Here is a 17,823-nt window from a genome sequence, read left to right as displayed (position 1 = left end):
TTCCGCAGCCCAGGCCCAGAGTGAATCAAATCGTCAGAAGAGTGACGATATCGACCGCGCCGAGACGCTCCCGGCCGGCCAGGAAGGACAGCTCCATGAGGACGGCGAGTCCGACCACGTCGGCGCCGGCGTCGGCGAGCAGGCCGTGCGCCGCGGCGGCCGTGCCGCCGGTCGCGAGCACGTCGTCGATCAGCAGCACCCGCTCCCCCGGGCCCACCGCGTCGGCGTGGATCTCGATGGTGGCGGTCCCGTACTCCAGGTCGTAGGTGGCGCCGCGGGTCGGGCCGGGCAGCTTGCCCTTCTTACGGATCGGCACCAGGCGGGCGCCGACCCGGTCGGCCACGGGCGCGGCGAGCAGGAATCCGCGCGCCTCGATCCCCGCGATCGTCGTCGCGCCCCGCTCCCGTGCCACGTCCGCGAAGGCGCCGATCACCACGCCGAACGCGGCGGGTGACGACAGCAGCGGGGTGATGTCCTTGAACACGACTCCGGGCTGCGGCCAGTCCTGGATGTCCCGGACGTGGCCACGCAACACGTCGGCGGCCGCGTCGTTCGTGGCGGACCGCTCGGGTGCCGCCTCGCCGATGCTCGTCATCGTCCTGCTCATCCCACTTTCGGGCTAGTCCGGAGAATCTTCCTCCGGGCGCCCGGAACGGCCGTGGCCGCACCCGGGATGCGCCCGGTTCACCGACGTTTCTTACCGCTCGGCCGCCCCCGCCGGCCGGGTTTACGACCCCCGGCGCGTCGGGCCGCGGCCGCCGGCGGTGGCCGTCGGACACCACCGCCGAGGTTCGCCCCGGCCGGCACGGGTTCCCGCCCCGAGCCCTGGCCGGGCCCGTCGCGCGGATCGTCGACATCGTCCGGTCCGTCCGCGACCGCCACCGCCGTGTGCGGCGCCGTCGCCGGGACCGTCCCCGCAGCCTCCTGCTGCGCCGTGGCGGCGGTCCGCGCGCGCCGCGCCCGCTCTCGCAGGACCCGCGCGTCGAGGGCCCGCACGTCCTCGTCACGGCGCCGCAGGTCGACGAGCAGCGGCGTGGCGAAGAACAGCGACGAGTAGGTACCGGAGGCGATGCCGACGAACTGCGCGAGCGCGAGGTCCTTCAGTGTGCCCGCCCCGAGCAGCCCAGCGCCGACGAACAGCAGCGAGGCCACCGGGATGAGGGCGATCAGCGAGGTGTTGAGCGAGCGGACCAGGGTCTCGTTGAGCGCGTCGTTCGTCGCCTCGCCATACGTACGCCTGGTGGAGGTCGCCATCCCCGCCGTGTTCTCGCGCACGCGGTCGAACACCACCACCGTGTCGTACAGCGAGAAGCCGAGAATGGTCAGCACGGCGATCACCGTCGACGGCGTCACCTCGAAGCCGACGAGCGAGTACACGCCCATCGTGACGACGAGGTCGTGGATGAGTGCCGCCATCGCGGCCAGCGCCATCTTCCACTCGAACCTGATCGACAGGTAGAGCACGACCAGGATCAGGAAGACGACCAGGCCCTGGATCGCCTTTTTGGTGATCGTCGAGCCCCACGACGAGCCGACCGTCGACACGGCGATGTCACGATCCGGGTTGGCCACCGAGAACTTCTTGGCCAGCGCGTTCGTCAGCGCTTCGGTCTGCTGGTCGGACAGCGTCCGGGTCTGGACGCGCAACTGCTTCGACGTCTCCAGCTGCTGGACGACGCTGTCGGCCGGGTCGATCCCGACGCTGGACAGCGTCTCGTCGACCTGCTCGACCGTGCCGCCGTTGCTCGGAAGCTGGAAGACCGCGCCGCCGGAGAACTCGATGCCGAGGGAGAAGCCGCGGAAGATCATGCTGACGAGGCACACCGCGATGATGACGCCGGACATCGTGTACCAGACCCGCCGGCGGCCGACGAAGTCGGCGTGGAAGTCGCTGCGGTAGATCCGCGCGAGCAGTGCCATCTGTCAGCTCTCCCGCTTCTGCCCGGCCGGCGACGGCCGCTTGGCCAGCCGGGTCCGGCCGGGCGCGGCCGACGGCGCGGGGGCGGCCCGCCCGCCGACGGATGTCGGACTCAGGCCCGAGAACCGGCTGGTGGAGAACAGCCTGCGCCGCACCAGCAGCGCCACCATCGGCCGGGTGAAGATGAACATGATCAGGACGTCACTCAGCGTCGACAGGCCGAGGGTGAAGGCGAACCCGCGCACCGAGCCGATCGACAGGATGTACAGCACCGCGGCGGCGAGGAACGACACCGTGTCCGCCGAGAGCATCGTGCGTCGAGCCGAGGGCCAGGCCCGGTCCGCGGACGCCCGCGCCGTCCGCCCGGACCGCACCTCGTCCTTGATGCGTTCGAAGTAGACGACGAACGAGTCCGCGGTGACACCGATCGAGACGATCAGACCGGCTATGCCGGCGAGCGTCAGCGTGAAGCCGATCGCGGCCCCGAGCAGCACCACCGAGGCATAGATGATCGCCGCGGAGACCGCGAGCGAGGCCACCACCACGATCCCGAGTGCCCGGTAGTACAGGAACGAGTAGGCGACGACGAGGAGCAGCCCGATGACCCCGGCGAGCAGGCCGCCGTGCAGCGAGTCGTGGCCCAGGGTCGGCGAGATCGACTCCGCCTGGGAACGCTCGAACGCGAGCGGCAGCGCGCCGTAGCGCAGCACGTTGGCGAGGTCCTCGGCGTCGGACTGCGTGAACGAGCCGGAGATCTGGGCCGATCCGGCGATGCGCTCGTTGGTCACCGGCGCGGACTGCACCACGCCGTCGAGCACGATCGCGACCTGCTTGTTGATGGTCCGCTCGGTCAGCTTGGTGAACTTGCTCTGCCCCGAGCCGGTGAACTCGACGTTGACGACCCACTGGCCGGTGTTGATGTTGGTTGTCCCGCCGCCACCCTGCAGGCCGGCGGAGGCCGTCTTCACGTCGGTACCGACCACGGACGCGGGCATGAGCAGGTACTTGGTCGTCCCGTTGCGCTCACAGGCGGCGGTCCAGTCGGTGGGCCGGTCGGTGCTCACCGACGCCTGGCGCACGTCGGAGGCCGCGCAGGTCAGAGCGTTGTACCGGGCGACGGCGTCGGCCGGCGGCGTGCCGGCGTCGCCGGCGGCCGCCGTCGTGGACGGGGCCGGCGAGGCGGACGCCGCGGGCGCGGCCGGGGCCGTGGAGGCCACGGGGGCGACGGACGCGGCCGGGGACGACGACGTGGCGGCCCCCGGCGCGACCGAGGCGGCCGTCACGACACTGCCGGCGGCGCTCGTGTGGGTGCCGCCGGCGGCGGCGAGCGCGACCGGCTGGGCGACGAGGCCGGAGCCGTCGCCGAGCGCCGCGGGCCGGTTGGAGGCCGACGGGCTGGCCGAGGCCGACGGTCGGGGCGAGGCGGGGGCGCCGGTGCTCGTGCCGGCCCCGGGGGTGGGCGTCGCGCCCGCGGCCGGCGTCGGTGCCGCGGGCGCGCTGGTGGTCGGCTTCGGCGCCGGGGCGGGAGTAGCCGCCGCCGTCTGGTAGACCTCCCGGAACCGCAGCTCGGCGGTCTGGCCCACGAGGTCGACCACGTCGTTGCGGCCCCGGCCGGGAACCGAGATCTCGATCTGGTTGCCGGTCCGGTGGACCTCGGACTCCGCGACACCGAGCCCGTCGACTCGCTGGCGGATGATGTCCACCGCCTGGTTGATCGCGCCCGAGTCGACGGAACTGCCGGAGATGGCCTTGGGCGTGAGGATCACGCTCGTCCCGCCTTGCAGGTCGAGACCGAGACGGGGGGTCCAGTTGCCGGTGATGGCCATCAGGCCGTAGAGGATCGCCAACAGCCCGGTGAGGATCCCCAGCCGGGTCCAGGCGGAGCTTCCCGCGGAAACCCGTGCCGAGCGGCGTGCCACGTGCGAGTCCCTTCCCTACGCACCGGTAGACCGGCGCTGGTTCGCCTCACCGTTGCCCGCGGCGGCGGTGCTCAACGTACCCGAACGAATGTCACCGAGGGTACGTTCCGAGCCCCCGGCAGTGACGCGACGACAGGTCCACGTCGGGTCAATGTTCCTTGTGCGGGGGATGGCTCACGTCCACGTCCTTGCGCAGGGTAGGGCCGTCGGCGCCGTCCGCCCTGCCGGACTCGCCGGCGGTGGTCTCCGCCCCGGCGCCCGGGGCCTCGTCCCCGCCATCCCCCTGCTCGCCAACCCCCTGCTCGTCGGTCTCGTGCTCGTCGGTCTCGTGCTCGTCGCCGTCGTGGGCGGCGTCGCCGTGCGCCTGGCCGTCCTGGTCCGGCGCGCTGACCACCCGAGCGACGGCACTGCGGGTGAACCGACAGACGACGTCGGGGGCGATCTCCAGCAGGACGTCGCCCTCCTCCAGCTCCACGACGGTGGCGTAGAGACCGGCGGTGGTGATCACCAGGGAGCCGGGAGCGAGCTTGGACACCTGCTCCTGCTGAGCCTTCGTGCGGCGACGCTGCATCGAGAAGATGTAGACCACCGCGAGGACGAGGATCAGCGGGATAAGGAACCCACCGATCGATCCGCCGCCGTTGTTGCTGGCCGCCGTCGCCGCGCTTACGAGTCCGTGCACGTCCTGTCCTCCTGATGTGTTGCGGCGATCGTACGTATCGACCGGATGCCGCCGGTGGGCAGGGCCACACTGTCCGGGTTTGGGGTGGCGGCGCGTCGGCCCGCCGTCGGCCGGGCACGCGCCCGGCTGACCCGCACGCGCCCGCCCCCCGGGGGCTTCCAGGGCGCGTCGCGAGATTTGATCTTCAAGCGCGTCGGAGCGGCGGGGCGCGGCTACGTTCCGACGGCGTTGCGGCGGCCCCCGTGCCGCGAATTCGGCGACAACACGGACATCACACGCGGAGTTCGCGACACGGTGCCGCCGTCCCCGCACCCGCTTCCCACCTACGGGAAGTCCGCCCCCTGCGCGGACTGGCCGCCGTCCGGGAACAGCGCGGCCTGGCTGCGCCCGAGTGGTTCGACGACGGGCTCGACGCCGAGGTGTGTGAAGGCCGCCGGGGTGGCCACCCGGCCGCGGGAGGTGCGGATCAGCAGGCCCGCCCGCAGCAGGAACGGCTCGGCCACGTCCTCCACCGTCTCCGGTTCCTCCCCCACCGACACGGCGAGCGTGGTGAGCCCCACCGGGCCACCGCCGAACCGGCGCACCAGGGCCTCCAGCACGGCGCGGTCGAGCCGGTCGAGGCCCAGAACGTCGACGTCATAGACGCGCAGGGCCGCGGCGGCGGTCTCGCGGGTGACCACCCCATCGGCACGCACCTCGGCGTAGTCGCGCACGCGGCGCAGCAGCCGGTTGGCGATGCGCGGGGTGCCGCGGGAGCGCCCGGCGACCTCGACCGCGCCGTGCTCGGTGAGGGGGACGCCGAGCAGGCCGGCGGAGCGGGTGAGCACCCGGGTCAGCTCGTCGGGGTCGTAGAAGTCCAGGTGGGCGGTGAAGCCGAAGCGGTCTCGCAGCGGGCCGGTGAGCAGCCCCGACCGGGTCGTCGCGCCGACGAGGGTGAACGGGGCGACCTCCAGCGGGATCGCCGTCGCACCCGGGCCCTTGCCGAGGATCACGTCGACGCGGAAGTCCTCCATCGCCGAGTAGAGCAGTTCCTCGGCGGGACGGGCGATGCGATGGATCTCGTCGAGGAACAACACCTCGCCGGGGGACAGCGCGGTCAGGATCGCGACGAGGTCACCGGCGCGCTCGATCGCCGGGCCGCTGGTCATCCGCAGCGGGACCTCCAGCTCCTGCGCTATGATCATGGCGAGGCTGGTCTTGCCGAGGCCCGGCGGGCCGGAGAGCAGCACGTGGTCCGGCGGGCGCCCGCGGCCCCTCGCACCCTCCAGCATGATCGACAGCTGTTCGCGGACCTTGCGCTGGCCGACGAACTCGGCGAGCGTGCGCGGCCGCAGCCCGGCCTCGAACGCCCGCTCCTCCGCGTTCGCGGCCGCTGAGACCAGCCCCTGCTCGCTCACGCCCGCCCTCCCCCGCGGCGGCGCGCCGACGGGACCGTCATCGCCGCAGCACGGCCAAGGCGGCCCTCAGCAGCGTCGCGGCGTCGGGAGCGGCGCCACCGGGATCGCTCCCAGTGCCCACGGCGGCGCCAGTGCCCACGGCAGCACCCGTGCCCGCGGGACCGCCCGTACCCGCGGGATCTCCGCCGGCGGCTCCCGCACCGCCCTGCTCGGGCGCGGGCGCCGCGAGCGCGGCGAGGGCCCGACCCACCGCGTCCTCGGCCTCGCGGGCGGAGTAGCCGAGACCGGCCAGCGCCTCCCGCACCGCGTCACCGACGCCGGCGGGGGCGCCGGGCACGGCGGCCGCCGCCGAGGCGGACCCGCGCGGGCCGGGCACGACGGCCCCGCCGCGCGGCGGGCCGAGCCGGTCACGCAGGTCCAGCACGATCCGCTGGGCGCCCTTGCGCCCGATCCCGGGAACGCGGGTGAGCAGGCCCAGGTCCTCCTCGGCCACGGCCCGGCGGACCGCGTCGGGGTCGAGCACGCCGAGGACGGCCTGAGCGAGCTTGGGCCCCACCCCGGCGGCGGACTGCAGGCTCTCGAAGACGTCCCGGGCGTCGGCGTCGACGAACCCGTAGAGGGTCAGCTCGGTCTCGCGCACGACGAGGGTGGTGGCGAGGGCCGCCGGCTCCCCCACCCGCAGCCCCGCCAGCGTCGAGGGGGTGCACTGGATCAGCAGGCCGACCCCGCCCACCTCGACGACGGCGGACAGCGGGCCGAGCGCCGCCACCGTGCCGGACACCGACGCGATCACCCGGCCACCCCGCTGCCCGCGCCACCCGGCAGGATGCGCGCCGCGCCAGCCGCACGGGTGCCCGGCGCCGCGCCGCCACCGGCCGCCGCGCGCATCCGGGCCAGCGCGGGGCCCCGCCACAGGTGGCACAGAGCCAGCGCCAGCGCGTCCGCCGCGTCGGCCGGCCGCGGGACCTCACTCAGCCCGAGCAGCTTGCTGATCATGAAGCCGACCTGGGCCTTGTCCGCCCGGCCGCTGCCGGTGACCGCCGCCTTGACCTCGCTGGGGGTGTAGAGACCGACCGGCAGGCCGCGGCGGGCGGCCAGCGTGATCGCCACCGCGCCGGCCTGCGCCGTGCCCATGACCGTGCGCACGTTGGCCTGGCTGAAGACCTTCTCCACGGCGACGGCCTCGGGGCGGGTGCGGTCCAGCCAGGCGTCGATGCCGTCCGCGATGGCACGCAGCCGCTCCGGCACCTCGACGCCGGCCGGTGTGCGCACCACTCCCACCTCGACCAGGCTGGCCCGCATGCCCAGGGCACCGTCGATGACGCCCAGCCCGCACCGGGTCAGCCCCGGATCGACGCCCAGCACCCGCATCCATCCTCCCGACCCCGCCGCCCAGAACCTCGCGGCCCGGGAGCATCGCGACCCCAAGAACATCCGTTCGATGGTAGATCGCGCCGCGCAACCGGACATCCACGACACGCCCAACAGATCGCTCCGGGACGGCCGCCGGCCGCTCAGCTGGTGACGAGCTCCATGACGTCGTCGGAGATGTCGCCGTTGAACCAGACGTTCTGGACGTCGTCGAGATCCTCGACCGCCTCGACCAGCTTGAGCACCTTGGCGGCGGGCTCGGCGTCCAGCGACACGCTGACGCTCGGCAGCCAGGAGATGTCCGCGGAGCCGACCTCGAGCCCGGCGTCGGTGGCCGCGACCCGCACGGCGTGCAGGTCGGTCGCCTCGGAGATCACCTCGAAGGCGTCCCCGAGGTCGTTGACCTCCTCGGCCCCGGCGTCAAGCACACCGAGCAGCACGTCGTCCTCGCTCAGCCCGTCGGTCTTGGTGACCAGCACCACGCCCTTGCGGTTGAACAGGTACGACACCGAACCGGGGTCGGCCACCGTCCCGCCGTTGCGGGTGATCGCCACCCGGACGTCGGAGGCCGCGCGGTTGCGGTTGTCGGTCAGGCACTCGACGAGGATCGCCACCCCGCTCGGCCCGTAGGCCTCGTAGGTGATCGACTCGTAGGTCGCGCCGCCGGCGAGCTCGCCGGAGCCGCGCTTGACCGCCCGCTCGATGTTGTCGTTCGGCACCGACTGCGACTTCGCCTTGGCGATGGCGTCGGCGAGCGTCGGGTTGCCCGCCGGGTCCCCGCCGCCGGTCTTGGCGGCCACCTCGACCGTCTTGATCAGCTTGGCGAACAGCTTGCCTCGCCGGGCGTCGATGACCGCCTTCTTGTGCTTCGTGGTCGCCCACTTGGAGTGACCGCTCATGTCCTGCCCCTCTTACCTGCGATCACCGACCGAACCCGGACGATCGCACGACGTCGACGAAAAGCCGATGGACCCGGAAGTCACCGGTCAGCTCGGGATGGAACGCGGTGGCCAGCAGCGATCCCTGGCGGACCGCCACCGGCGCTTCGGCGACACGTGCCAGCACCTCGACCGCGCCGCCCGCCTTTTCTACCCATGGTGCCCGGATGAAGACCGCGTGCACAGGCGGTCCCGGCACGCCGACGACGTCGAGATCCGCCTCGAACGAGTCGACCTGCCGGCCGAAGGCGTTGCGCCGGACGACCATGTCGAGCCCGCCGATCAGTGGCTGATCCGGCCGGCCGTCCACGACGTCCCGCGCAAGCAGGATCATGCCAGCACACGAACCGAACACGGGCAAGCCCGCCGCGACCTTCGCCCGCAGCGGGTCCAGCAGCTCGAACACCCGCAGCAGCCGGCCGATCGTCGTCGACTCGCCGCCGGGCAGGACGAGCCCGTCCACCTCGGCGAGCTCCGACTCCCGGCGCACCGCCACCGGGACAGCCCCGGCGTCGGTGAGCGCCCGGGCGTGCTCGCGCACGTCCCCCTGCAGGGCGAGGATGCCGATCCGCGGACCGCTCACCAGCCGCGGTCGGCGTAGCGCGCCGACGGCGGCAGCTCGGAGACGTTGATGCCGACCATCGCCTCGCCGAGCCCGCGCGAGACCTTCACCAGGACGTCCGGGTCATTGAACATCGTCGTGGCCTCGACGATGGCGCGGGCGCGCCGCGCCGGGTCGCCCGACTTGAAGATGCCGGAGCCGACGAACACGCCGTCCGCGCCGAGCTGCATCATCAGCGCCGCGTCCGCCGGGGTGGCGATGCCGCCGGCGGTGAACAGCACGACGGGCAGCCGCCCGAGCCGGGCCACCTCGGCGACCAGCTCGACCGGCGCGCGCAGCTCCTTCGCCGCCGCGTAGAGCTCCTCGGTCGGCAGCGTGGACAGGCGGCCGATCTCGGCGCGGATGGTCCGCATGTGCACGACCGCGTTGGACACCTCGCCGGTGCCCGCCTCGCCCTTGGACCGGATCATCGCCGCACCCTCGGCGATCCGCCGCAGGGCCTCACCCAGGTTGGTCGCCCCGCAGACGAAGGGCACCGTGAACGACCACTTGTCGATGTGGTGGTGCGGGTCGGCCGGGGTGAGCACCTCTGACTCGTCCACGTAGTCGACGCCCAGCGCCTGCAGCACCTGGGCCTCGACGAAGTGGCCGATGCGCGCCTTCGCCATGACCGGGATGGACACCGCCCCGATGATCTCGGAGATCATGTCGGGATCGCTCATCCGGGCGACGCCGCCCTGGGCGCGGATGTCGGCGGGCACCCGCTCCAGCGCCATCACCGCGACGGCGCCGGCGTCCTCGGCGATCCGCGCCTGCTCGGCGTTGACCACATCCATGATCACGCCGCCCTTGAGCATCTCCGCCATGCCGCGCTTGACGCGGGCGGTGCCGGCCTGCCGGACGGAGTCGGCCTGCCCGGCGGTGTCAGCCGCCGTGCCGGCGGTGGAGGCGGTCTGGGCCTCGGACATGATGTGCCGTCTCTTTTCGCTCCAGTCGGGCTCCACGGACGACAGGGCACCGCCCGCAGGCGCGCCGCCCTGTCCGGGCCAGCCTGCATGACGAATACCCGGCCTGGTGATTCCCGTGCGGGTGGGTCGGTACCCCATCGTACGGCGCACCCCGGCCCGACCGGGCGGGCGCGGATCCGCCCCCGCGCGGGCGGGGACGCTCGCGCGGGCTAGGAGGCCAGGCCGGGACGGTCGCCGTGATCGAAGGGCTCGCCGTGATCGAAGGGCTCGCCGTGGGCGGCCGCCGCGTCGTCGCGCACTGGCAGCGCGTCGTCGATCTCGAAGTAGCCGGGCGCCGGGCGGCGACCGGACAGGTGCAGCACCCGGATCAGGCGACGACCGGACAGGGCCCGCAGGTCGCGCACCGCGTCGTTGTGGAACTGGCGGGCGAGGGCCACCCGGGCCGCCCCGGAGTCCACCGCGTGCAGCTCGGCCGGGAACCGCTGGCCGGCGGCCGCGACCTCCGCCGAGCGCAGGGACCGGCTCAGCGCGTTCTCGACAAGTTCGACGCCGCCGTCGAGGGCGGCGCCGGCGAGCAGCGGCGGGTAGACCGCCCGCGCCCGGCGGGCGCTCGCCGCCAGATCGTCGAGCGCGCAGCGCTCGGCAAGATCACCGGCCGCGGCCGCACGGGCCACGAGCTGGGCCACCAGGCCACCACGGGCGTCCGCCACCCGGGCGGCGAGCCGGTCCAGTCGCAGCGCCAGCCAGGTCAGATAGGTCGCGACCGCCACCACGAGGGCGACCACCACCACGAGGACACTCATCCCACGCAGCGTAACCAACGGCCGATTGTGACCTTGCGCCGGTCCCGGCGCAAGGCTCACCGGCCCGGGCGGTCAGCTCGCGGCCACCGAGACCTGCCGGTCCCCGGAGACCATCTGGTAGATGTCGACGATGCGCTCGGCGATCGTGCGCCAGTCGTAGGTCTCGACGACGCCACGCCCACGACGCACCAGCTCGGCGGCCGCCTCCGGGTCGGTGAGCACCTCGGCGAGCACGGCCGCGAGCCGGCCTGGGTCGCCGACGTCGAACAGCCGCCCGGCGCGGCCGTCGTCCAGCACCCGCCGGAACGCGTCGATGTCGCTGGCGACCACCGGCGTTCCCGCCGCCATCGCCTCCAGCAGCACGATGCCGAAGCTCTCCTGGCCGGTGTTCGGGGCGCAGTACGCCTGCCCGGAGGCGAACACCCGCGGCTTGTCGGCGTCGGAGACGAGGCCCACCAGGTCGACGCGGGTGCGCAGGTCCGGTTCGAGTCGTGCCCGCAGCCCCGCCGCGTCCCCGGGTCCGGCCACCAGCAGCCGGGCGTCGGGGATCCTGGCCAGCAGCGCCGGCATCGCTGCGAGCAGCACGTCGAGCCCCTTGCGCGGCTCGTCGATGCGGCCGAGGAAGACGACGGTGGGCCGGCCGTCGCCGTAGCCGGGCAGCGGCTGGGCGTCGGCGAAGCCGTCGACGGCAACACCGTTGGGAATGAGGATCGCGTCGGCGCCGAGATGCTCGACGAGCGTGCGCCGGGCCGCCTCGGACACGGCGATGCGGGCCCGCAGCTTCTCGAACGACGGCTGCAGCGCCCCCTGCGCGGCGACCAGGAACCGCGAGCGCGGATTGGCCGTGTGGAAGGTCGCGACGATCGGCCCGTCGGCGAGCATGCAGGCCAGCAGGCCGATGCTGGGGGCGCTGGGCTCGTGCGCGTGCAGGACGTCGAAGTCGTGCTCGCGCAACCACCGCCGGACCCGGGCCGCGGAGACCGGGCCCATCAGCAGCCGGGCGACCGAACCGTTGTACCGCACCGGCAGCGCCCGGCCGGCATCGACCGCGTACGCGGGCAGCGTCCGCTCGTCGTCGACCGGAGTGATGACGGACACCTCGTGCCCCGCCGCGATCAGCGTCTCGGCGAGGTCACGGACGTGCACCTGGACACCGCCGGGCACGTCCCAGGTGTACGGGCAGGCGAGGCCGATCTTCACGGGGCCACCGACGCCCGGCCACCGCCGCGGCCCTGGTGGCTCATGGATCGTCACGCCAGACGCGCTGGAGCATGTGCCAGTCGGCCGGATGCGCGGCGATGCCGGCGGCGAACGCGTCGGCCAGACTCTGGGTCATCGTGGCCACGTCGCTGGGCGGCACGGCCGGATGGATCCGCCCGCTCCAGCCGTCGCGGTCGAACCACAGTGTGACGGGCAGCAGGGTCGCCCCGGTGGCGAGCGCCAGCGCGGCCGGGCCGCCGGGCATCCGCGCGGTGGCGCCGAAGAACTCGACGGGCACCCCGGACCGGGACAGGTCCCGATCCGCGAGCAGACACAGCGTCCCCCCGCCCCGCAGCCGCTCGCGCAGCAGGTCGAACGGCGGGCTCTCACCGCCGGTCAGCGGGATGACCTCCATCCCGAGCGCGGTGCGAAACGCGACGAACCGCTCGAACAGCGACTCCGGGCGCAGCCGCTCGGCGACCGTCGTGAACGGAATGCCGGTCGCCGCCAGCCACGCACCGGCCTGTTCCCAGTTCCCCATGTGCGGCAGGGCGAGGATCGTTCCCCCGCCGCGGGCGTGGGACTGGCGCAACAGGTGCTCGTCGAGCAGGCGCATGCGCCCGACGATCCGATCCTCGCCCAGCTCGCGCAGGCGGAAGACCTCCAGCCAGTACCGTGCGTAGGAGCGCATGGCCGCCCGGGTCAGCCGGTCGAGGTCGGTGCCGGCGGGGGCGACCCGGGCCAGGTTCGCACGCAGCCGGCGCACCCCGCGCCCGTCGCGACGCAGCGCCAGGTCGGCGCCGAGTCGGAACGCCGCGGCGGCCAGCGGCTCGGGCAGCGCCCGCACGCCCCGCCACCCCGCGGCGTAGGCGAGGTCGGTCAGGTCCGCCGCGCGCGGCCGCCCACGGACGAGGCGCCCCGCGGTCACGGCCATCGCGACGAGGGGCCGCGCCTCACCCGACCGGCGGGCCGGTGGGCGGCGCCGGCGGGCTCGCCGGCACGCGCCTCACAGCGCACGGCTGGAGGCGGCCGCCGCGGGGTCACCGGCGACGAACGCCGAGCCGGGCGGCAGCGGCGAACCCGGCGGAATGGGCGTGCCCGGCGGGACGACCGAGCCCGGCGGCACCGTCGGCGCCGCCGTCGAGGCCGGCGGATCACCGGCCCGGTACCACTGCCGGTACACGTGCACGACCCGCTGCACCACCGTCAGCGTCGTGGCACCGACGAGGAACCACAGCGCGGCGGGCAGCAGGTACGGCACACCCAGGCCGTACAGCCCGGCGGCGACCAGCAGGATGAGCAGCCGCTCCCCGCGTTCGGCGAACCCGACGTTGCAGCTGAACCCGAGCCCCTCGGCGCGCGCCTTGACGTACGACGTGATCGAGCCCGCCACCAGGCAGATCAGCGCCGCGACCACCAGGGGTATCGAGTCGCCGTCGCCCGCATACCAGATCACCAGGGAGCCGAAGATCGCGCTGTCGCCGACCCGGTCCGAGGTGGAGTCGAGGAACGCGCCCCACTTCGACGAGATGCCCCGAGCCCGGGCGATCACCCCGTCGATCAGGTCGGAGAAGACGAACAGGGTGATCACGACCGTACCGAGGAAGAACACCCCCCGGGTGAAGAAGCCCAGCGCGGCCCCGGCGACCCCCACGGTGCCGATGATCGTCACCACGTCCGGCGACACCGACGACCGGGCGGCCCACTGGCTCACCGGGTCGAGCACCTTCTGGATCTGCGGTCGTGCCTTGCTAGCGAGCATGTCCGTCCCGTCGTCCCGCGTGTGCCCGGCTTCGGGCGGTCTTCACAGTACCGCCGCCACGATCGGTGCATTCCCGACCACGCTCCCCCACGGGCTTGTGCTCCACGTCACAGGGGAGGACCCTGCCGATACGGACGGGAGGAGAACTGTCGATCTAGGAGGCGGGATGTCGACACGCGCGTGTGAAGTACGCAACGTCGTTCTGGTGGGGCACACCGGCGCCGGCAAGACGGCGCTGGTGGACCGGCTGCTGGCCACCGCCGGACCCCCGGAGCGCCAGAACGACGACCATCAGCCGGCACCCACCAGCTACGTCGGGCACGCCGAACCCGAGCACCGCCCGACCCGCTCGACCGGCCTCACCCTGTGCTCGGTCAGCCACGACGGGCTCACCGTCAACCTGCTCGACACCCCCGGGCATCCCGACTTCGTCGGTGAGCTACGCGCGGGCCTGCGGGCCGCCGACGCCGCGCTGTTCGTCGTCAGCGCCGTCGACGGCGTGGACGGCGCGACCGGCATGCTGTGGGCGGAGTGCGCCGAGGTCGGCATGCCCCGCGCCCTCGCGATCACCCATCTCGACCACGTCCGCGGCGATTTCACCGCCGCGCTGCGCGCCTGCCGGGACGCGTTCGGGCCCGGTGTGGTGCCCGCCTGGCTGCCCACCCGCTCGAGCGACGGCCGGATCCGGCTGACCGGCCTGCTGACCGGCCGCATCGTCGAGTACGGCCCGACCGGCCGCCATGAGCTCGACCGGACGGCGGACGAGGCGCGCCGCGCCCCGGGGCGGGCCGCCCTCGTCGAGGGCATCATCGCCGAGAGCGAGGACGAGATCCTGCTCGACGACTACCTGTCCGGGGCGGACCCGGACCCCGACCGGCTGCTGGCCGACCTGGAGAAGGCCGTGGCCCGCGGCACGTTCTTCCCGGTGCTGCCGGTCGGCCAGCTGCCTGCGGCCGGCCGCGGCGCGGCGGGCGCCGGCGGCTTCGGCTCCCGGGAACTGCTCGATCTGATCGCCCGCGGCTTCCCCGCCCCCGCGGAACATCCCCTCCCGACGCTGACCCGCCCGGACGGCTCGGTGCGCGCGCCCGCCACCGGCGACCCCGACGGAGGGCTCGTCGCCGAGGTCGTGCGCACGACCACCGACCCCTACGTCGGGCGGATGTCCGTCGTGCGGGTCTTCAGCGGGACGCTGCGACCGGACGACCTGGTCAAGGTCAGCGGGCACGGCCGGGTCGCGGTCGGGCACGCCGACCACGAGGACACCGAGCGGGTCGGCGCGCTGTCGCGCCCCCACGGCGCGTCCCTGCACAGCGTGACGGACTGCCCGGCCGGCGGCATCTGCGTGGTGACGAAGCTCGGCACCGCGGAGACCGGCGACACCCTGTCCAGCCTGGACGACCCGTGCCACCTGCCCGCGTGGACCATGCCCGAGCCGCTGCTGCCGGTGGCCATCCGCGCGCATGGCCACGCCGACGAGGACCGCCTGTCCACGGCGCTGGCCCGGCTCGCGGTCGAGGACCCCACCCTGCGCGTCGCGCAGGACCCGCAGACCGCCCAGCTCGTCCTGTGGAGCATGGGTGAGGCGCACGCCGAGGCGGTGCTCGACCGGCTCGCGAACCGGTACGGCGCCGCCGTGGACCGGGTTCCCACCGTCGTCCCGCTGCGGGAGACGCTGCGCGGCCCGGCCCGCGGCCTGGGCCGCCAGGTCAAGCAGTCGGGCGGGCACGGCCAGTACGCCGTCTGCCAGATCGAGGTGGAGCCGCTGCCGCCGGGCGGCGGGTTCGAGTTCGTCGACGAGGTCGTCGGCGGGGCGATCCCGCGCGCGTTCATCCCGTCGGTGGAGAAGGGCATCCGGGCGCAGATGGCCCAGGGCGTCCGGGCCGGTCACCCCCTCACCGACCTGCGAGTGCGGCTGGTCGACGGCAAGGCGCACAGCGTCGACTCGTCGGATGTCGCCTTCCAGATCGCCGGCGGCCTGGCGTTGCGCGACGCGCTGCGCGCCGGCGGTGTGGTCGTGCTCGAACCGGTGCTGGCCGTCGACGTGTGTGTTCCGGACGAGTACGTCGGCGCGGTGATGGGCGACCTGTCGACCCGCCGCGGCCGGGTCGTCGGGCTGGAGCCCGCGCCGGTTGCGCAGGCCGCCGCCGGCGGCCTCGGCAACGGCGGCGGTGGCTCGGGCGCGATGGCGCGCACCGTCGTGCACGCCGAGGTGCCGGAGAGCGAGATGTCCCGCTATGTCCTGGAGCTGCGCGCGCTGAGCCGCGGCACCGGCAGCTTCCACCGCGAGCCGCACGGCTACGAGCCGATGCCCCGCCAGCTCGCCGACGCGCTGCCCGCCTGACCATCCGGGGTCCCGGCCGCCCGACCAGCCGGTGGCCGGGTCGGCTACTCGTCGGGAGCGGTGTCGGCCCAGGCCTCGGCGAGCAGCTGGCGGGTCTGCCCGAGCAGCGCGGGCAGCACCCGGGTCACGCCGACCACGGGCATGAAGTTCGTGTCGCCACCCCAGCGGGGAACGACGTGCTGGTGCACGTGGGAGGCGATCCCGGCGCCCGCGACGTGGCCGAGGTTCATACCGGTGTTGAAACCGTGGGCGCCGCTGGCCGCACGCAGGACACGCAGAGCGCGCCGCACGAAGAAGGCCATTTCGACGATTTCCCCGGCTTCCAGGTCCGCGTAGTCGGCGACATGGCGATAGGGCACGACGAGGAGATGGCCGGCATTGTAGGGATAGAGGTTGAGGACCGCGTAGACGGCTTTCCCACGGGCTACCACGAGGCCGTCCTCGTCGGACATCCCGACAATGGAGCAGAAGGGGCACTCGTCGTCCCGGCCGCGTCCTTCGCCCTTGACGTAGGCCAGCCGGTGCGGCGTGTAGAGGCGTTGGAACGAGTCCGGGCCGCCGACGCCGGCCTGCTCCTCCAGGGATACTCCGCCCGGCGAGACCTCGACCGCGGGTGAGTCCTCCGCGCTTGGTGACACCTCGGCGCTCACCGCCGCGCCGCCTCGGCGGCACCGACGTCGGTCAGGGTGCCAGCGGCGACGGCCGCCGCGGCCGCGACCCGGAACTGCCCAGCTCGCGCCACCCGCGCCACCTCCGCACCGGCAGCGCGCCCGCCGCCCCGTCGAACGATCCCCCTCGAAGGGTGGTCACCGTCCCGCCAATTTATCAGGATGTGGGCTGACGGGCCGGCCCGCGACGGCGGGCGGCGGGCCGGCCGCGCGGGTGCGTGGAGGAAGACGAAGGGGGAGACTGACGGCGTGGGGGGGTCGCCGCCAGTCTCCCCACATGGCGTGTTCGGTTATCTCGGGGTTCGTGAACCACGGCGCCCCGGCGGCCGTGCCAGCACATTGGTCGGCCACAATGGCCGACCGCGCGCCGGATCGCATCACCGCTGGACTGTTGCGCCGTTGAACTGCCCGGACCGTAACGCCCTGCACGATCAGCTTAGCGAGCGGCGAGCCGATCTGTACAGGGCGTCCCTCATGCCACCCGGAAATAACCGGACCCGACACCCGGCGGGTGCCGCGTGAACCCACGGACCCACCAACCACCTCACCGAAAGAGCGGGGCGCACGACGATGCCGATCCACGACGGGCCAACCGCCGCCGCAACGCTCGCCGCAATAACGACGGCTCGACGCCGCGACCATCACGACCCTCCCGGGCGACACCCGCGAGAAACATCAGTCGCCCCATCGGAGAAGGCCACTGCCGGCGTCCGGCGCGCCGGCCCGGGCGGTCCGGGTCCCGCCGATCGTCCGGACCCGGACCACCTGAAGGTTCCCCGACAGTCCCGCGCCGATTCCGACACCCGCCGACCGACCGCGCCATCGCCCTCCGTGGCGCCCGCGGGCCTCGCCGCCGACCCGCCGGCCGTCACACCTCGTGACCACCGAGCGGCCGGCTCCCGCGATCGCGCGGGAGCCCCGTCCGCGCGCCCGCCGACGAACGCCCCCACCGCCATGGCACCAAAGTGGGGGTGCGGGCCACCTCTCCCCCAGCCTCGCGGCCGGCCGACGGCTGGCAGATCTGTCCGAATCGCGCTATATATGCAGGCCACGCTGGCGACCGCCGCCCGGGTTCCGACCGCCGCCCGGGTCCGAGCGCGCCGTACACCCCACCCCGGCCCCACCTGCCAGGCCACAGGTCAGGACTGCGCCGACCGCCACCAAAGGGGAATCCGCGGCAGATCAGTCGCGCCGATCCGCCGGAGGAGCAACCATGAACCAAGGACGGCCTGCCTGACCCTCACCCAGGCCTCCGGACCGCAGGACCCACCCACGCCCCCGACCTCCCCCAACC

The 17,823-nt window shown here is 73.8% G+C and carries 16 protein-coding genes; 1 reads left to right on the top strand and 15 read right to left on the bottom strand.

Translation table 11 applies throughout. From position 1 onward, the window contains the following. Positions 1–25 precede the first annotated feature (25 nt). The 14 genes from C1A33_RS26295 to pgsA form a co-directional block, all read right to left on the bottom strand. The gene (locus C1A33_RS26295) at positions 26–595 is read right to left on the bottom strand and encodes an adenine phosphoribosyltransferase (protein WP_101834251.1); all 570 of its coding nucleotides are present in this window, start codon (positions 593–595) and stop codon (positions 26–28) included. 89 nt (positions 596–684) lie between these two features. Beyond that, positions 685–1,920 carry a protein translocase subunit SecF gene (gene secF / locus C1A33_RS26290; RefSeq protein ID WP_101834249.1) on the bottom strand — a complete coding sequence of 412 codons (1,236 nt, stop codon included), beginning with the start codon at positions 1,918–1,920 and terminating at the stop codon, positions 685–687. A 3-nt stretch (positions 1,921–1,923) separates the two neighbouring features. Beyond that, the gene (gene secD / locus C1A33_RS26285) at positions 1,924–3,837 is read right to left on the bottom strand and encodes a protein translocase subunit SecD (protein ID WP_101834247.1); all 1,914 of its coding nucleotides are present in this window, start codon (positions 3,835–3,837) and stop codon (positions 1,924–1,926) included. Between the two features lie 148 nt (positions 3,838–3,985). Continuing rightward, positions 3,986–4,519 (bottom strand): preprotein translocase subunit YajC, encoded by a 534-nt coding sequence (yajC, locus tag C1A33_RS26280; RefSeq protein ID WP_101834245.1) that lies wholly within the window; start codon positions 4,517–4,519, stop codon positions 3,986–3,988. A 323-nt stretch (positions 4,520–4,842) separates the two neighbouring features. Continuing rightward, a complete protein-coding gene (ruvB, locus tag C1A33_RS26275; RefSeq protein WP_101834243.1) occupies positions 4,843–5,916 on the bottom strand; it encodes a Holliday junction branch migration DNA helicase RuvB in 1,074 nt (357 codons plus the stop codon). Between the two features lie 37 nt (positions 5,917–5,953). Further along, positions 5,954–6,709 carry a Holliday junction branch migration protein RuvA gene (ruvA, locus tag C1A33_RS26270; protein WP_101834241.1) on the bottom strand — a complete coding sequence of 252 codons (756 nt, stop codon included), beginning with the start codon at positions 6,707–6,709 and terminating at the stop codon, positions 5,954–5,956. After that, positions 6,706–7,287, bottom strand: coding sequence for a crossover junction endodeoxyribonuclease RuvC (gene ruvC, locus C1A33_RS26265; protein WP_243407969.1), 582 nt, complete (start codon positions 7,285–7,287; stop codon positions 6,706–6,708). Before ruvC ends, ruvA begins: the two co-directional genes overlap by 4 nt. A gap of 143 nt (positions 7,288–7,430) precedes the next feature. Beyond that, a complete protein-coding gene (locus tag C1A33_RS26260; RefSeq protein WP_101834238.1) occupies positions 7,431–8,186 on the bottom strand; it encodes a YebC/PmpR family DNA-binding transcriptional regulator in 756 nt (251 codons plus the stop codon). Between the two features lie 22 nt (positions 8,187–8,208). After that, positions 8,209–8,808 carry a pyridoxal 5'-phosphate synthase glutaminase subunit PdxT gene (gene pdxT, locus C1A33_RS26255; protein ID WP_101834236.1) on the bottom strand — a complete coding sequence of 200 codons (600 nt, stop codon included), beginning with the start codon at positions 8,806–8,808 and terminating at the stop codon, positions 8,209–8,211. Then, the gene (gene pdxS, locus C1A33_RS26250) at positions 8,805–9,755 is read right to left on the bottom strand and encodes a pyridoxal 5'-phosphate synthase lyase subunit PdxS (RefSeq protein WP_101834235.1); all 951 of its coding nucleotides are present in this window, start codon (positions 9,753–9,755) and stop codon (positions 8,805–8,807) included. The genes pdxT and pdxS overlap by 4 nt, the downstream gene beginning before the upstream one ends. 209 nt (positions 9,756–9,964) lie before the next feature. Further along, positions 9,965–10,558 (bottom strand): hypothetical protein, encoded by a 594-nt coding sequence (locus C1A33_RS26245; RefSeq protein ID WP_243407968.1) that lies wholly within the window; start codon positions 10,556–10,558, stop codon positions 9,965–9,967. A 72-nt stretch (positions 10,559–10,630) separates the two neighbouring features. Then, on the bottom strand, positions 10,631–11,758 hold the full coding sequence (locus C1A33_RS26240; RefSeq protein ID WP_101834233.1) for a glycosyltransferase family 4 protein: 1,128 nt from the start codon (positions 11,756–11,758) through the stop codon (positions 10,631–10,633). Between the two features lie 40 nt (positions 11,759–11,798). Further along, positions 11,799–12,686, bottom strand: a complete 888-nt coding sequence (locus C1A33_RS26235; RefSeq protein WP_243407967.1) for a phosphatidylinositol mannoside acyltransferase — start codon at positions 12,684–12,686, stop codon at positions 11,799–11,801. A gap of 78 nt (positions 12,687–12,764) precedes the next feature. Then, a complete protein-coding gene (gene pgsA / locus C1A33_RS26225; protein ID WP_243407966.1) occupies positions 12,765–13,520 on the bottom strand; it encodes a phosphatidylinositol phosphate synthase in 756 nt (251 codons plus the stop codon). 166 nt (positions 13,521–13,686) lie between these two features. Here pgsA and C1A33_RS26220 point away from each other — a divergent pair, with 166 nt between their 5' ends. Beyond that, positions 13,687–15,861: an elongation factor G-like protein EF-G2 gene (locus C1A33_RS26220; RefSeq protein ID WP_101834227.1), complete on the top strand. Its 2,175-nt coding sequence runs from the start codon at positions 13,687–13,689 to the stop codon at positions 15,859–15,861. A gap of 44 nt (positions 15,862–15,905) precedes the next feature. Here the strand turns inward: C1A33_RS26220 and C1A33_RS26215 are convergent, their stop codons facing one another. Further along, positions 15,906–16,511, bottom strand: coding sequence for an HIT family protein (locus C1A33_RS26215; RefSeq protein WP_423748151.1), 606 nt, complete (start codon positions 16,509–16,511; stop codon positions 15,906–15,908). Between the last annotated feature and the right edge of the window lie 1,312 nt (positions 16,512–17,823).

Origin of the sequence: Frankia canadensis (assembly GCF_900197875.1) — a bacterium.
In the GTDB taxonomy this organism is placed as follows: Bacteria; Actinomycetota; Actinomycetes; order Frankiales; family Frankiaceae; genus Frankia; species Frankia canadensis.
This window is presented reverse-complemented; position numbering and strand designations above follow the sequence as displayed.

Bases quoted from the DNA above. Each gene is read 5' to 3' on its own strand.
- C1A33_RS26295 (WP_101834251.1), bottom strand. From the start codon at position 595: ATGACGAGCATCGGCGAGGCGGCACCCGAGCGGTCCGCCACGAACGAC.
- secF (WP_101834249.1), bottom strand. From the start codon at position 1,920: ATGGCACTGCTCGCGCGGATCTACCGCAGCGACTTCCACGCCGACTTC.
- ruvC (WP_243407969.1), bottom strand. From the start codon at position 7,287: ATGCGGGTGCTGGGCGTCGATCCGGGGCTGACCCGGTGCGGGCTGGGC.
- C1A33_RS26260 (WP_101834238.1), bottom strand. From the start codon at position 8,186: ATGAGCGGTCACTCCAAGTGGGCGACCACGAAGCACAAGAAGGCGGTC.
- pdxS (WP_101834235.1), bottom strand. From the start codon at position 9,755: ATGTCCGAGGCCCAGACCGCCTCCACCGCCGGCACGGCGGCTGACACC.
- C1A33_RS26245 (WP_243407968.1), bottom strand. From the start codon at position 10,558: ATGAGTGTCCTCGTGGTGGTGGTCGCCCTCGTGGTGGCGGTCGCGACC.
- pgsA (WP_243407966.1), bottom strand. From the start codon at position 13,520: ATGCTCGCTAGCAAGGCACGACCGCAGATCCAGAAGGTGCTCGACCCG.
- C1A33_RS26220 (WP_101834227.1), top strand. From the start codon at position 13,687: ATGTCGACACGCGCGTGTGAAGTACGCAACGTCGTTCTGGTGGGGCAC.